Annotated in this window: 15 protein-coding genes; 9 read left to right on the plus strand and 6 right to left on the minus strand. The window is 35.6% G+C overall.

Annotation, left to right across the window (positions count from 1 at the left end; all coding sequences use genetic code 11):
* Positions 1-40: 40 nt before the first annotated feature.
* Genes MV589_RS05845 through MV589_RS05865 form a run of 5 tightly spaced genes read right to left on the minus strand, consistent with a single transcriptional unit; the run spans position 41 to position 5,767 of the window.
* Positions 41-1,486 carry a Mur ligase family protein gene (locus MV589_RS05845; RefSeq protein WP_297432961.1) on the minus strand — a complete coding sequence of 482 codons (1,446 nt, stop codon included), beginning with the start codon at positions 1,484-1,486 and terminating at the stop codon, positions 41-43.
* Positions 1,487-2,218 carry an EstV family lipase gene (gene estV, locus MV589_RS05850; RefSeq protein WP_297432963.1) on the minus strand — a complete coding sequence of 244 codons (732 nt, stop codon included), beginning with the start codon at positions 2,216-2,218 and terminating at the stop codon, positions 1,487-1,489.
* Positions 2,219-2,220: 2 nt separating this feature from the next.
* Positions 2,221-3,258: a D-alanine--D-alanine ligase gene (locus MV589_RS05855; protein WP_297432965.1), complete on the minus strand. Its 1,038-nt coding sequence runs from the start codon at positions 3,256-3,258 to the stop codon at positions 2,221-2,223.
* Positions 3,259-3,272: 14 nt separating this feature from the next.
* Positions 3,273-3,842, minus strand: a complete 570-nt coding sequence (gene ruvA / locus MV589_RS05860) for a Holliday junction branch migration protein RuvA (RefSeq protein WP_297432967.1) — start codon at positions 3,840-3,842, stop codon at positions 3,273-3,275.
* Between the two features lie 2 nt (positions 3,843-3,844).
* On the minus strand, positions 3,845-5,767 hold the full coding sequence (locus tag MV589_RS05865; RefSeq protein WP_297432969.1) for a flagellar assembly protein A: 1,923 nt from the start codon (positions 5,765-5,767) through the stop codon (positions 3,845-3,847).
* A 110-nt stretch (positions 5,768-5,877) separates the two neighbouring features.
* Between MV589_RS05865 and murJ the strand changes: the two genes are divergently transcribed.
* From murJ to MV589_RS05900, 7 genes are all read left to right on the plus strand, one after another.
* Positions 5,878-7,284: a murein biosynthesis integral membrane protein MurJ gene (murJ, locus tag MV589_RS05870; protein WP_297432971.1), complete on the plus strand. Its 1,407-nt coding sequence runs from the start codon at positions 5,878-5,880 to the stop codon at positions 7,282-7,284.
* Positions 7,271-8,671, plus strand: a complete 1,401-nt coding sequence (cysS, locus tag MV589_RS05875; protein WP_297432973.1) for a cysteine--tRNA ligase — start codon at positions 7,271-7,273, stop codon at positions 8,669-8,671. The genes murJ and cysS overlap by 14 nt, the downstream gene beginning before the upstream one ends.
* On the plus strand, positions 8,656-9,585 hold the full coding sequence (locus MV589_RS05880) for a class I SAM-dependent methyltransferase (RefSeq protein WP_297432975.1): 930 nt from the start codon (positions 8,656-8,658) through the stop codon (positions 9,583-9,585). The genes cysS and MV589_RS05880 overlap by 16 nt, the downstream gene beginning before the upstream one ends.
* Before the next feature lie 79 nt (positions 9,586-9,664).
* Entirely contained in the window at positions 9,665-9,892 is a 228-nt protein-coding gene (locus MV589_RS05885) for a DUF4492 domain-containing protein (protein ID WP_297432977.1), read from the plus strand.
* A 3-nt stretch (positions 9,893-9,895) separates the two neighbouring features.
* The gene (locus tag MV589_RS05890; RefSeq protein ID WP_297432979.1) at positions 9,896-11,425 is read left to right on the plus strand and encodes a cytochrome ubiquinol oxidase subunit I; all 1,530 of its coding nucleotides are present in this window, start codon (positions 9,896-9,898) and stop codon (positions 11,423-11,425) included.
* Position 11,426: 1 nt separating this feature from the next.
* On the plus strand, positions 11,427-12,545 hold the full coding sequence (gene cydB / locus MV589_RS05895; protein ID WP_297432981.1) for a cytochrome d ubiquinol oxidase subunit II: 1,119 nt from the start codon (positions 11,427-11,429) through the stop codon (positions 12,543-12,545).
* Positions 12,546-12,553: 8 nt separating this feature from the next.
* The gene (locus MV589_RS05900) at positions 12,554-12,700 is read left to right on the plus strand and encodes a hypothetical protein (protein WP_297432983.1); all 147 of its coding nucleotides are present in this window, start codon (positions 12,554-12,556) and stop codon (positions 12,698-12,700) included.
* 27 nt (positions 12,701-12,727) lie between these two features.
* Here the strand turns inward: MV589_RS05900 and MV589_RS05905 are convergent, their stop codons facing one another.
* Entirely contained in the window at positions 12,728-13,291 is a 564-nt protein-coding gene (locus MV589_RS05905; protein ID WP_297432985.1) for a DJ-1 family glyoxalase III, read from the minus strand.
* 103 nt (positions 13,292-13,394) lie between these two features.
* Here MV589_RS05905 and MV589_RS05910 point away from each other — a divergent pair, with 103 nt between their 5' ends.
* Together MV589_RS05910 and MV589_RS05915 are read left to right on the plus strand one after the other, a co-directional pair.
* The gene (locus tag MV589_RS05910; RefSeq protein WP_297432987.1) at positions 13,395-14,276 is read left to right on the plus strand and encodes an ABC transporter substrate-binding protein; all 882 of its coding nucleotides are present in this window, start codon (positions 13,395-13,397) and stop codon (positions 14,274-14,276) included.
* Positions 14,277-16,268 carry an EAL domain-containing protein gene (locus tag MV589_RS05915; RefSeq protein WP_297432989.1) on the plus strand — a complete coding sequence of 664 codons (1,992 nt, stop codon included), beginning with the start codon at positions 14,277-14,279 and terminating at the stop codon, positions 16,266-16,268.
* Positions 16,269-16,306 lie beyond the last annotated feature (38 nt).

A 16,306-nucleotide genomic window follows, 5' to 3' on the forward strand; every position in this document is an offset into this window, starting at 1 on the left:
TGAGTAATTGTAAACAAACTAAGCTTAATATTTTCTGTTATTATATAAAATTCGGTGCATCGTTTGCAAAAAGGATAATATCACCCGATTTCGTCTGATTTGCGAGGACATCGACCATCGAAGATTTATCAGAGAGCATTATCTTGTTTTTAACTTTTATATTTTTATTAAAAAGTTCTGCATTTAATGCACCTGTTACTATAACAATATCAAAAACATCATTTATGGCTTCTATAAGTTGTAAATTCAACTCTTTTGTACTCTCAACAAGCCCTGGAGTGACAATTACCTTGCGACCGTCATGTAAAGAACAGAGTCGAATGCCCTCCAACATGCCATCAATGTTTCCATTATATCCATCATCGAGAATAATTTTTCCACCTGCTTTTATGAGTTGCAGTCTATGCTCTACTGGTTCAAGCTTTTTGACTGCGTTTACAATCTCTTTATGAGTCATCCCAAAGGCTTTTGCCACTCTTACAGCTACAGCAATATTCATCGTCTGAAATCTGCCAAGTATATTAGTATGAAGGTCATAAATCTCATCATCTATGCTAAGCTTGAACGCAGTCCCATCAAGCGTTGCCTCTACATCACTTATTTCATCACCAAAAAATGTTACTTTTTCATGCGGTTCATCTGTTACAGATGTATGCACAAAGGCTCTTTGTAAACGCGGTGATTTCATAATCTCAAGCTTCGTAGTAATGATGTTATGCAGTGACTTAAAGTACTCAATATGGGCTTCACCAACCCGACCGACAACCACCGTCTGCGGTTCTAAAAATTTTGTAATAATTTCTATATCACCTGTCTCTCTAGCTCCAGCTTCACAAACATAAATCTGAGTGTTCTCTTTAAGATTATTGTTCACATCAGCCACTATACCACCCAGAGTATTGACACTTCTTGGAGTTGCATAGACACTAAACTTCTCTGACAAAATTTGTGCTACGAAGTTCTTTATACTTGTCTTTCCATAGCTTCCTGTTATGCAGATTATTTGTAAATCTTGCATACTTTTTAGCTTTTTCTTCGCCTCTTTTTTATAGATAGTAAAAAGATACTTCTCTATAAGTGTACTCCCAATGTAAGCGATAGCTAAAGGCAGTAAAACACCATAAGTAGCACATCCCTCTTTTAAGGTACATAAAATATCTTGAAAAAGTGTAAGCGATACTAAAAGAATAAGAAAACGCTTAACACGCCAAGTAAGCACAAGTTTTTTATCAAGTTTTTTATACCAAACAAAAATAGCAGGCAAAAAAGCAAAAATAAAAAAGATAATAAAATATTTTCCAGTAGTATAGTAAGCAACAAATGGAATGATAAAGTAAAGAATATGCCAGTAAGGTTTATGATGTTTAAAGATGACTCTCTCTATTTTATAGTCATACCACTGCAGATTGGTAATAAGATACCACCCAAGTAACATAACAAACACAACATTTGTTACAAACGCAGCCAGAAGTTGATAATTTTGCATCTACTCTCCTAAAGTTAAAAAAGTTTTTTCTATTTTTGTTGCTATATCTTGTGCATTTTTCATAAAAAAGTAGTGGTCTCCATCATAAACATATAGCTCAGAATTTTTTATAAGCGAGTGAATTTTTTGTGCCGAACTTAGTGGCGTAGCAGAATCTTCTCGTCCCCAAAAAAGCAAGGCTTTCCCAGAAAATGAAGCAAACTCTTGAGTAAAATCTTCATTAACCACATTTTTAAAAGTTGTGTACATATCTTCACTCAACTCTTTAGCATCATCAGCTACAAAAAGAGAGCGAAATTTACTTAAACCAAAAAGTTTAAGAAGTTTAAACGCAGCTATTTTTGTTTTTATAGTAAAACTTTTTGGTACATATATGCCAGCACTTGCCACAAGCACTAAAAGTTTTGGCTCCAACAAAAGAGCGACCTTACCACCAAATGAGTGTCCTAAGACAATATCAGATGAAGCAGCTATCTCTTGTAAAAAAATTCTTACAATATCTGCTACATCTTTCGTCTGCATTGCACAACAAGCAGTTGAATTTCCAAAACCTGGAAGATCAATATAAATATGTCTAAATCCCTTCATATATGAAGAGAAAAACTGTTTCATAAGATTTTTATTGCTTCCCCAACCATGTAAAACGACAAAATCAATCTTCGCACTTGGATTGACAATTTCATAACTTATATCAATGTTTTTTCCACAGTACACAATGGATTTTTGTGCCATATCTACTTACCTTTCGCCTTAGAAATAGAGTGAATATACTCATAATTAGTTTTTATTTGATCTCTTTTAGGCAATGAATGCGAGAGTGATTCTATAGCTTGTGTAAAATCTTCAAAAAGATAATTTGCCATCGAACCAGGTATAGGATTTATCTCATTGAGCAACACCTCATCGTTATAAACAAAAAAGTCACAACGGATGAGTGCACCCTCAAAAAGACCACTATAAACTCTTTGAAAGTTTGATTTTAGCCGTGCTACAAGTTCATCTCCTATATCAGCACTTAAAACCTGCTCACTTCTTGAAAAGTCCATATATTTTTTTTCAAAATCTAAAAACTCCTCTTTATGAGGCTCTTCCACTATAGAAAAGTGCATTTTATTTTGTGCATAGTATCCCGCAAGATTGTACTCTTTTACACCCTCTAAAAATGGCTCAACTATCACCGTATTATCAAACTCAAACGCAACATCTAAAGCATAGTCAAGTTCACTCTCATCTTTTACAATACTCACACCAATGGAGCTCCCAAGTCGAGAAGGTTTTATGATAATAGGGTAAGGAGTCTCAATATTTGCCGCCTCATTTTTGTGTAAAACTTCATACTTCACACTTTTCACACCAATAGCATCACACAAATACTTTGTATATCTTTTATCATATGAAAAAGTACAAGCATCTTTTCTTGGTCCAATGTAATCAACACCATAAAAGTCCAATAATGCAGCTACTGTTCCATCTTCACCATCTGCACCATGAATAAGATTAAGTACCACACTCTTGTATTCACTCTTTGAAAACATACCTTTTTGCATAAAGCACCCTTTTTCAAGAGTAAGCTGAGGCATCTTTTTATGCTCACCGCTTGAGAATGTCTTTGCTTTCATTTTTGACGCATCTATGAGATAAAAAGTATGGTCTGTATCACAGAATATAAATGTTAAGTCAAAAGAAGAGAGCTTCTCTTTAATCGTTATTGCACTGACAATGCTAATTTCATGCTCAAAACTTGCACCGCCAAATAGTATAGTTAATTTCAATATTTTTTTCCTTCTTAAATTGTTTGTAGTAGTTTTAATGCACCTTTGACAAGTGAAGCTGTATCTTCGCCCTCACATGCAGTTAATGCTTTTGCTATTTTATCTTTTTTAAATCCCAATGCCTCTAATGCTTCACTCGCTTGGCTAAATGCCAAAGAGCCTGAAGAGCTCTCAGCACCACCAAGTATCTCTGCATCAAAGCCATTAAGCTCTACTAAAATACGCCCTGCACTTTTAGGTCCAATTCCTGGAACTTTTTTTACACCGTTCATATCTTTATTGTTTATAACCGTCGCAAACTGCGTTGGTGTATAAGTAGAACATATTGCCATGGCAACTTTTGGACCTACGCCGCTTATTTTTATAAGACGCTCAAAGAGTTTTTTTTCACTCATCTCTAAAAATCCAAAAAGCAACTGGGCATCTTCACGAATTATATGCGTTGTATAGAGTGAAACTCTGTCACTGCCAAGAGCAGAAAAAGTATGTAATGAAATGAAGACCTCATAAACAACACCATTAACATCAATATGTACAAAAGATGGCTCTTTATGTACTATTTTACCATGTAATCCAACTATCACTTTTACTCCTCTTTCATAGGATGAATTGCATACTCGTCATCATCAAGTTGTACCAAACCAAACACATGCTCGTTTGAATTTTCCATCGGCTTATAAACAATCTCCATAGGAGGGTCAACAAGTTTAAATTTGATTATGTTGTATCCTTTCCATGTATCTCTCATTATTACTCTTGCATCAAAAATGTTGTCTTGAAATGAAGCAGTTCTTGTCGTAAGTAGATTTAATTTATCTTGCACTACATCACTTTGTGCTGTCAAATCTTTAAGTTTTTTCTGCATTTTTTGAAACTGCTTATATTTTTTTACAAAACTTTCAGGCATTTTCACACCATTTTTTTTGTAATGAATCAAACGCTTTTTTATCTCTATAAACGCAGGCGTTCCTTCTTTAACAAAAGTTGTGTACTGTTGCACATCTTTTTTTATACTTTTTAGCTCATACTGTAACTCTTTTATCTGCTTAGAATTTTCTTTCAAACCATTTTGTTCATCTTTTTTTAGCAGTGGATCAATAGTAAAACTATTCTCACTCCCTATAAGCTTTTTTACCTCTATAAACCTTGAAGCTGTTATATGAACATGTGATGAACAGACATTTATTGTCACCTCTTTTGCACGAATATGTCCACCTAAAGCCTGATTTACATGTACTTCATTCCCATCAATTTCTCCATGTTCAAGACGCTCAACAAGAATTTTTTTACCATAAGCCTTACCCTTGTGAACATGAATTTCTACTTCATCAGCCCGTATCATAGCACTCTTATGAGTCTGCCCGCCAATCTTAGCTTTTTTAGCAATAACTTTGGCATGTGAACCAACATTTCCATCAATGTCAATTTCACTAACCTCAACAGTCATACCAGAGCCAACCGCATCTTTAACAGCATCGGCTTCAGTTACAAAAATATTTACATCAGAATCAACACCACTTTCAATCGAACCAGTTGTTTTAAAACTTATCTCACCAACATCTACTTCCGTTTTTATCAAATAGGTATTATTTTCAAAGGCAATATAACCATTCTCTTTTGCAATATATTTAATTGATTTATCATCTTCAACAACTTTAATACTATCATCTACTTCAAAAGTCGGTTTATATCTCACTATAGGCTCTTCAGGACGCATAAACTCCCCACGACAATTACGCCCAGGTTTTCCAGGTTGTGGCTTAATATATTCAATAAGTAGATCACCCTCTTTAACATTTTGAATAAATCCACGCGCCGCATAGTCTATTTTTGTATTTTCATCTATTTCATGATTTGTTTCATAATGGAGTATTATTTTATCATTTATGGTTGCAGTAGGTTCAGGCGACTGTGCAATCAAATAAGTTTCATTATTTGTAAAACTCAACTCTTCTGCTACTTCTAACTGCGCAGAGAGTTTGGAGATAAGAGAATCAACCATATCATCAAAGATATAGATTAAAATACCCGCTCGTATCTTCTTTTTATTGAGCATATCTTCAAAATCATGTGCAAATGTTGGATATTGCGACAGTTTTGAACCAGCGAATACACTTAAGTAAACTTTACTCTTTGTTGCATTTGCACCGACTGCTATTTTAAAATCCTTACATGGATTAGAATCATCAGGCTGTTTTAAAAATATCTCTACTTCATAAACCTGTTTTATTTGAAAATTAGGATTGAGTAGCTGTTCGTTTGTATCGAGTTCATGTAATTTATCTGGAGATATTTCATTCCAATCAACATTTGCTGAATTATCATCGAGCATAACACGTGTATATGTCTGTACATCAAACAGATTAAAGTCTAAAGTTTCAGGCTGAATCTCATACGATTTTGCCACTTTAAAAATTTCACTAGCAATATTTTGTGTACGCACTACTATTGGTCTTACTTTTTTTACAGATGATTTAGAAGTCTCTTTTTTTGAACCAAATAGTGCCATAGATTATTTACCAAACTTATTTTTAATTTTATAGGGGATATTTTAACTAAACCTTTGTTAAAATTTCGTAAATTTACAATAAACACTATATTTAACAAAAAAAGAAGCCTATGTTCAAAGCCATTTTCACCAACAGTTCAGGAATATTATTCTCAAGAATTTTAGGATTTATCCGAGATCTACTCACAGCATCTGCCCTTGGTGCAAATGTTTACAGTGATATATTTTTCATTGCTTTTAAGCTGCCAAATCTCTTTCGCCGTATTTTTGCAGAGGGTGCATTTACACAAGTTTTTATGCCTGCGTTTGCAAGAACAAAACACAAAGCGGTATTTAGTGCAAATATATTTTTGCTTTTTCTCTCCATCATTCTTATTATTACCCTACTTGTCAACCTTCTTCCTGCACTCTTTACAAAAGCCATAGCCGTTGGATTTAATGCAGATACCATTCATCTTGCAGCCCCTTATGTTGCCATAAATTTTTGGTACCTACCGCTTATATTTATTGTCACTTTTTTAAGCTCCATCTTACAATACAAAGGGCACTTTGCCACCTCAGCATTCTCAACAGCACTCTTAAATCTCTCACTTATTTTTGCACTCCTACTCTCAAAAAATACAAATGAGAGTACCATCGTCTATTATCTTAGTTTTGGTGTTGTCATCGGCGGACTTTTGCAAGTAGGAGTACATCTTATGACTCTTTATAGAATGGGACTTATGAAGCTGCTTTATGGAGGCTTTAAATATCTTACTCAAAAATCAAAAATCATAAAAGAGGATACCAGCAAATTTAAACGCAACTTTTTTCCTGCAATGTGGGGAAATTCTACTGCACAGGTTAGTGCCTTTTTAGACACCTTTTTAGCCTCATTTTTAGCAACAGGCTCTATCTCTTATCTCTACTATGCAAACCGTATTTTTCAGCTTCCCCTTGCTCTTTTTGCCATTGCCACTTCCGTGGCACTCTTTCCAAAAGTGGCACGCTACCTAAAAAACAATGATGAGAAAAAAGCATTGGCAAACTTGGAAAAGGCCTTTTGGTTTTTAAGCGCATTGCTCACAGCAAGCACCATCGGTGGCATTGTACTCTCCCATGAGATTCTAAAACTACTTTTTGAGCATGGTGCATTTAGTGCTACTGACACTACAAATACAAGCGCTGTTTTACAAATGTATATGATAGGACTGCTCCCCTTTGGCATACAAAAACTCTTTGTCCTTTGGCTCTACGCAAAAGAGATGCAGATGCATGCTGCTAAAATCGCTACTATTTCACTGCTTACTTACATTGTATTAGCCCTTACATTTATTGCTCCATTTGGTGCAGCAGGACTAGCACTTGCGAGTACTCTTGGCGGTTTTGTAAGCTTCTTTTTTACTATTAAAGTATTTGGCAAAGAGCGCTTTTTTGCTATACTTCTGAACAAAAAGCTTATTTATCTTATTGTAGGTGCCATTGCGTTTACACTTTTACTTATACTATTGAAGGATTCTATCAGTGCATATATTTGATTCTGTACAAAAAACAAAACGAAAATTCACTCCTCTTGAAGAGGGAAAAGTCACACTCTATGTCTGTGGTCCGACTGTTTATGATGATGCCCACTTAGGACATGCAAAATCAGCACTTGTTTTTGATCTGCTTACACGCGTGTTGGAGGCAAATGGCTACACCGTGACTTATGCTCGCAATATTACAGATATTGATGATAAAATCATAAAAAAAGCTATAGAGCAGAAAAAAGATATAAAGGAGATTACAGACTTCTATACAGATGCTTTTCATACAGAGATGCAAGCCATAGGTGTCAAACGCCCTACTTTAGAGCCAAAAGCGACACAAAGTCTTGAAGCTATGTATGCACTTGTCCAACAACTTTTAGACAAAGGTCACGCCTATCAAATAGCTGATGGTGATGTCTATTTTGATACAGCAAGCGATTCAAAATACCTTAGCCTCTCACACCGTATTCAAAATGAAGAAGACAAGCAAGAACGCGTAGAGAGTTCTTCGTTTAAACGCAATAGTGCTGATTTTGCTCTTTGGAAAAGCGTCAAAGATGACTCTGTTACTTTTGACTCTCCTTTTGGAGCGGGTCGTCCTGGCTGGCACTTAGAGTGTTCTGCGATGATAGAGAAGCACCTTGCCTACAAAGACCGAGAATTTGCCATAGATATTCACGGTGGTGGTGCTGACCTGCTCTTTCCTCATCATGAAAATGAAGCAGCACAAACAAGATGTGCTACAAACCACGCCCTTGCAAATTACTGGATGCACAACGGTTTTGTAAACATTGATGGTGAGAAGATGAGTAAATCTTTAGGCAACAGTTTTTTCCTAAAAGATGCACTCAAAGAGTATGATGGAGAGGTGTTGCGTTTTTATCTTTTAAGTACGCATTATCGTAGTGACTTTAACTTTAACACCGAAGATTTAATGCACTCTAAAAAGCGTCTTGACAGACTCTATCGTCTAAAAAAACGCCTCTTTGGAGTTGCCCAAAATGAAGAAGATACTGCGTTTAGCAAGGCTCTGCTTGAAACACTTAATGACGATATGAATGTTTCAACTGCACTCGCACTCATTGATGATATGATAAGCAGTGCAAATGAAACACTCGACACAGCAGGAAAACATAAACAGCTTAAACGCGAGACAATGGCAAATCTTGCTTACATCGAAAAAGTACTTGGATTTGGTCTAAAAAATCCATTTGAGTATTTTCAGTTTGGTGTAGATGGTGCAACAAAAGAGCAAATAGACGCACTCATAGCTAAACGCAACGAAGCAAAAAAAGCAAAAGATTTCTCCCTATCAGATAGCATTCGTGATGAAATCTTAGCCTTTAATGTCAATCTTATGGATACCCCACAAGGTACTTTTTGGGAGAAAATCTAAGCGTGACTACACAGGAACTTCAACAACATATAGAAAACCAATCCCTAAACGCAGCCAATGAGTTTCAAAGACTCTTTCATGGTCGCGGTGGACTTTATGAGGGAATGAGACACCTTACTATTGACTCCATAGACACCATACTCAGCGCAGCGCTCTATTTTGAAGAATCTAATGAAGATGAAATCATCGCTATGCTGCAAACATTTGTCAAAAACTCTCAAAAGTACAAAACTTTGGTCATTCAAAGAAGGTATATAAAAGGCGCCCCAAGCGAAGTGCTTGTGGGAGAAGTACCTGATGAATTGAGCATTGTAGAAAATGGTATGAGACTCAAACTCAACCTACTCTCAAACAAAAACAACTACTACTTCCCCGATATGAAAAATGGTCGTGCATTTGTGCGCGAAAATGCCAAAGAGAAACATATACTCAACCTTTTCTCCTACACTTGTGCCTTTTCCGTCGCTGCAAAGTTTGGTGGTGCATCCTCAGTTGTCAATGTCGATATGAGCAAAGGAGCACTCAAAGTGGGCATGGCAAACCACTCTCTAAACAATCTTGAGCCAAGAGGAGTAAGCTTTTTACCCTACAACATTCTTAAATCTTTTTCAGCCCTTAAGAAAAAAGGTCCTTACGATATGATTATCATCGACCCGCCAAGTTTTCAGCGTGGCAGTTTTGAGGCAACAAAAGATTATGAGAAAATCATTAAAAGATTACCAGAGCTTGCAGCCGAGAAATGCACTCTTTTAGCTTGTTTAAACTCTCCTGAACTGACCAGTGAATTTATTATCTCTATGATAGAGAAGTTCGCACCAAGTTTTCATTTTGAAAAACGTCTTACAAATCTCCCAGAATTTAAAAATAGGGATGAAGAGAAAAGCCTTAAAAATCTCATATTTCAACAAAATTAAATATTATTATAAATATATATTATATAATTAATAATCTTTGTTTATTCATACTTAATATTTATTGCAATAACATTCTCTTATGAAAACTAAAATCACACAGTTTTTCAAATTCGTTTACTACTTGTACTACGATGGTTTTGTCAATATGAAGGTCGGAAAAACACTCTGGCTACTCATAGCTATAAAACTCTTCGTTCTGTTTGTCATTCTTAAATGGCTATTTTTTCCAGATGTACTGCAGGAGAAGTTTCACACTGATCAACAACGCAGCCAATACATCTTAAATCAACTCACAAAGGAGAATTAATCTATGGAACATACTGCTTTACTCGTTGACTGGTCACGCGCACAGTTTGCACTTACTGCACTCTACCATTGGCTATTTGTACCACTTACTTTAGGTTTGACATTTATAGTTGCCATTATGGAGACAATATATGTAAAAACTTCAGATGAAAAGTGGAAAACTATTACAAAATACTGGATGGGACTTTTAGCAATTAACTTTGCCATCGGTCTAGCTACTGGTATTATTATGGAATTTGAATTTGGTACCAACTGGTCGAACTACTCTTGGATAGTCGGCGATATTTTTGGAGCACCACTTGCCATTGAAGGACTTATGGCCTTTTTTATGGAGTCAACATTCTTCGCCGTTATGTTCTTTGGCTGGAATAAAGTAAGCAAAAAGATGCACCTCACTTCCACATGGCTTGTAGCTATTGGTTCAAATCTCTCTGCACTTTGGATTTTACTGGCAAATGGCTGGATGCAACACCCTGTAGGAATGCACTTTAATCCAGACACGGCAAGAAATGAAATGCAAAATTTTTCTGAAGTTGTTTTTAACCCAAATGGTGTTAGTAAATTTTTACATACAATAAGCAGTGGTTATGTTCTTGCTTCACTATTTGTAATTGGTATTAGTGCATGGTATTTACTTAAAAAAAGAGATACAGAATTTGCAAGACGCAGCATTATTGTAGCTTCAAGTTTTGGTCTTCTTGCTTCTATCTATCTTATCACAACAGGTGATGAAGCAGCCCACCAAGTAGCACTTACACAACCTATGAAACTTGCAGCAATGGAAGGTCTATATAAAGGTGAGCAAAGAGCTGGAATTGTTGCTGTTGGTCTCTTAAATAGCTCAAAACAGATAGGAGATGACTTAGATCCATTTCTAGCAAAAATTGAGATTCCAGATGCACTTTCGATTTTAGGTTATCATAGACTTAACGCTTTTGTTCCCGGTATAGATGATTTAATCAGTGGAAACAAAAAACACAATATTATCTCTATCTCCCAAAAAATGCAGATGGGTAAAATAGCTGTTGAAGCATTAGGCGCATATAAAATATATAAAAAAGAGCATGATATGCTACATGCACAAGAGGCTCTTAAAACTTTTGAAGCACATGAAAAATATATGGGATATGGATACCTTAAAAAGCCTAGCGATGCAGTTCCAAGTGTTGCTCTCACATTTTACAGTTTCCACACAATGGTAGGGCTTGGTTTTTGGTTCTTAGTTTTATTTATTATTACCCTTTACTATAGTATGATGAATCAAATGCACAACAAAAGATGGATTCAATATCTTGCTCTCTTTACCATTCCATTTGGATATGTAGCACAAGAGACAGGATGGATTACAGCAGAAGTTGGTCGTCAACCTTGGGCTATTCAAGATCTACTTCCAGTAGGTATGGCGACTTCAAATGTTGCCCCAACAAGTGTTATGATTACCTTTTGGCTCTTTGCTATTCTTTTTACAGGACTGCTTATCGCAGAGGTCAAAATTATGCTTAAACAAATAAAAGTCGGACCGGAGGGACACTAAGATGGATTTACTAACTTTACAAGAGTACTGGTGGTTTTTAGTAAGCGTCATAGGCGCTCTGTTTGTCTTTATGACATTTGTACAAGGTGGGCAGACACTGCTTTACAGACTCGGACGCACTGAAGATGAACGCGACCTGCTCATTAACTCACTTGGAAGAAAATGGGAGCTCACTTTTACTATGCTCGTTATGTTTGGTGGTGCGCTCTTTGCTGCGTTTCCTCTCTTTTATGCTGTAAGTTTTGGTGGTGCATACTATGTTTGGATGGCAATTCTTTTTTGTTTTATCATTCAGGCTGTTGCATACGAGTATAGAAAAAAACCAGACAACCTTTATGGAGAAAAATTTTATGAAATACTTCTTTACATCAACGGTTCACTTGGAATTTTTCTTATCGGTGTAGCACTAGGAACACTCTTTAGTGGTGGAAATTTTGTAGTAAACAGTTCTCACCTTTCACACTGGACTATGCAAAGCTACGGTTTAGAAGCGCTGCTTAATCCTTTTAATGTTGCGTTTGGTCTTATGCTTGTTTTCCTCTCTCGAATGCAAGCAGGTCTCTACTTTTTAAACTCTCTTGATGCTCCAGCAATTGTGCAAAGAATAAAAAAAGTAGTTACAATAAACTTTATTATGTTTTTAGTGCTATTTTTGTTTGTTCTTGGAATGATTCTGTTTTCACAAGGTTTAGTTTATAACCCAACAACAGGCGTTGTAAGCGTAAAAAGTATGAAATTTCTTCATAGCTTTTTAGATATGCCAATCTTGCTTGTTCTTTTAGTTGTCGGTGTTGTCTCCCTACTTTGGGGCGTTTTCATCGCACTTGTAAAAAACAGTGATAAAGCTATCTGGTTTACAGGTTTTGGCGTTATTTTAACTGTAACTATTGTTATGCTTATTTTAGGGCTTGACAACTCAGTTTACTATCCATCTCTTGCAGATATGCAGAGTTCACTTACCATTGCAAACTCTTCGGGAAGTCACTATACACTCAGCGTTATGGCTGTTGTATCGCTTCTTGTTCCTGTTGTTGCGGGGTACATTTTCTTTGTATGGCGTTCTATGGACAAAACAAAATTAACAATCGATGAAATCAAATCTGATTCACATCACTACTAGGAGATTTTATGGAAAATTTATCTGAAATAATTTGGTATGTAAGCTGGCCAATTCTTATATATGTTAGCTTAAAGTTTGTCCAGTTAAACCTTGGACATTTTAAAAAAATGGAACGCCTTGAAGAGCTTGAAGCTCTTCATGCAGAAGATAAATAGGGGAAATAACTTCCCCTATTTATCTATTTAGTTGCAATAATTTGCTAAAAGTCCACTTTTAATAGCATCATAGCGCTCTTGACCTTTAAGCTTTTTCACAATTGCAAGTGCAAAACAGATGGCAGTTGCAGGACCGCGAGAAGTCATAACATTTGCATCTTCTACCACCATCATTTTATCACCCATATAGCCCTCTTTTTTTATCTCCTCTTCTACAGAAGGGTAACAAGTATATTTCTCTTTTAAAACACCCGCTTTATTTAGAGCAAATGGTGCAGCACAGATAGCGCCTATATTTTTACCTTTTGCATCCATTTCACGCAAGAGATTTTGCACATTTTTATCATCTGCGAGTGCATGTGTACCACCCCATCCACCAGGAAGCACTATCATATCGAGTTCGTCTGCGTTTACATCTCTTACCTCTACATCAGCCTCAATACTAATGCCATTTGCACCTTTTACCAGCATCACTGCGTTTAGAGAAGCCACTACTACTTCTATCTCTGCGCGTCTAAGAACATCTATGATGCTCACCGCTTCTATCTCTTCAAATTCACCGGCAAGTGGTACTAAAACTTTTATACTCATAATACATCCTTCATTTTTTTCTCTTATTCTACTACAATATTTATAAATAATTAAAACAATTAGTGATATGATGTGAGTATTTAATTTTAAGGAACTCTTACGTTTGAAAAATTTACTCGTACTTTTACTTATAGCTTTTTTTTTCATATCCTGTTCCTCAAAACCAGAAACTAAGTCTATAACTATCTCGACAAACCAATGGATAGGCTATTCACCCCTTTTCTATGCTTATCAAAAGGGCTACCTTAAAAAACTCAACATCAAACTCATAAATAATGTCTCCCTTGCCGAAGCTGCTGATGTTTACCGTGTAGGACAAGCAAATATGGTCACTACAACACAGCACGAGTACAACTCTTTAAGAGAATCAACACATGACATTGTCCCTATCATCTTACTAGACCGCTCTAATGGTGGAGACATGGTACTTTCAAACCGTAGCATTGCAGCACTCAAAAAGAGCAAAAAAATCTATGCCTATTTAGAAGTAGACTCCATTAATCAAGAGATTTTAAAAGATTTTGTCGCAAACAACTCTATAAATCTCAATAAACTTGTCATCATTAACAAAGATCAGGAGCAGATACACGATGTAGACTTTAAAAAACTTAAGAAAAAAGACCTGCTCATTGTTACCTACACTCCTTATGATGTTGCACTCAAAGCAGAAGGTTTTCATGAAGTCGCGTCAACGAAAAACATTGACACTATTATTGTTATCGATGCACTCTGCAGCACAAAAGAACTACTAAAAAATAATAAAAAAAGATTACTCAAATTAAAAAAAATAATAGACCAATCAATAGATGAAATCAATCAAAACCCACATCAAGCATATAAAACAGTAGCAAGATATCTCTCAAACATTAACTATAATGAATTTACAACTTCACTCAAAAATATCAAATGGATAAACAAGCCCTCTGATGATCTTTTAGAGTTCATAAACAAATACCACTACACCAAGGAAAATATACTCAAATAGATGAAAACTATATCAATTAAAAAATTCTCTTCTCTCGTATTAGCATTTATACTTGTTAGTGTATTTTTACTTTTTTATGACTTTTATTTAAAAGAAAAACACATCACAGAAACACTGATACAAACAAATTTGCAAACTGCTGCACTTAACCTCAATGAATTTTTACGAAAAAATTTTGACCCTGCACATATTGGTACTATTACATCGCAGCTTGATAGTCGTCTCGTTAGTAATAAAACCCTCTCTTCCATTGAAATTGTCAATGAGCAAAACAAAATTATTTACTCTTCACTAGACTACACAAAAGGAAGATCAGACCAAAACAGAACATGTATGCCCATTACACAAATAATGCAAAGCAAACTTGACACAACACCCTGCTATCAATTTGCTATAGAGCATTTTGAAGGTTTGGTAGGACATGATTACAAAATAATTTTAGGTATTGATTTACAATACATCTATAAAATACTGACACAAGAAGCACAGCAGATACTTGAAGTTGCACTATTTTTTACTTTCATCCTTTTTCTGATTCTCTACTTTTCACTTCATAACTATATCATTAAACCATTAGAAGCACTTAGAAACTATGCATACTATAGTGAGTATTCACCAAAAGAATTTATCATAAAAGAGTTTGAATCCATCAGATACTCTTTAGAGATGACATTTAAACGTCTTAAAACAGAGCAGGAAAATCTCTACAACCTCTCTACTAAAGATCCTCTCACACAGCTTTATAACAGAAATGACCTGCAATCTCAAATAAAGCGTATTATTGCTTCTTCAAAGAGAAGCCATAAAAAATTTGCTATCATTTTTCTTGATTTAGACAACTTTAAAAATATAAATGACTCTCTAGGTCATCATTTTGGTGATATTGTACTCAAGCGTATCGCTAACTATCTGCGTAATGCTATAAGAGAAAATGATGTTCCTGCTAGAATTGGTGGTGATGAATTTCTTGTTGTTCTTCCTGATACTGAAAATGAGCATAGTGTCATTGAAGTTCTTAATCGTATCCAGCACCATATTGCTGCTCCGATTCTTATTCAAAAGGAGCGTTATAACATTACAGTAAGTATGGGTGTTGCCATCTATCCAAAAGATGGCAAAGACTTCAACACACTGCTCAAACATGCAGATATTGCTATGTACAATGCAAAAGCACTTGGCAAAAACAACTACCAGTTCTTTACAGACCAACTCAATAAAAGTGTCCAAGAGAAGATAAAGATGCAAACACTCCTTGCAACTGCATTAGAAAAAGGTTACTTTGAACTCTTTTACCAACCAAAAGTTGATATAAATACCAATACAATAACAGGCTGTGAAGCACTCATTCGTCTTGTGGACCCACAAGAGGGCATCATTGCACCAGATAGATTTATTCCTATAGTAGAAGAGAACGGAATGATAATCGCCATAGGAGAGTGGATAATCAAAGAAGCTTGTGAGCAGATACAAAAATGGCAAACAACACCACTCAAAAATATCAAACTCTCCATCAATGTTTCAGGGGTGCAGCTTGAAGAGAGAAACTTTCTTGAGATGCTTGAAGAAAATCTTAGCTGTATTGAGAGTGCAAAGCTTGACATAGAGCTTACAGAGTCGGTACTTATAAGAGAGTTTGATGAAAAAATCAAGCTCCTGCATGAGATGAAAAAACTCGGTATTACACTCTCTTTAGATGATTTTGGTACAGGCTACTCATCACTCTCATATCTTAGAGACATCCCATTTGATACGCTTAAAATCGACAAAAGTTTCATTGACACAATGCAAGAAAACAGAGCCTTTATAAATATGATAATAGGAATTTCACAAGATTTAAAACTTGAAGTAGTCGCAGAGGGCGTTGAAACGCAACAACAACTTGAGTTTCTAAAAGAGATGCAATGTGAGATATATCAGGGTTATCTCTGCTCTAAACCTCTTCCTGCACACCAATTTGAAGAGCGTTTTAGAGAGTGTAATCATATCTCATAATATATCTGTAACCTTTTTTTAAGTATAATCACCCAATT

It is taken from the genome of Sulfurimonas sp., assembly GCF_026991475.1.
Taxonomy (GTDB): Bacteria; Campylobacterota; Campylobacteria; order Campylobacterales; family Sulfurimonadaceae; genus Sulfurimonas.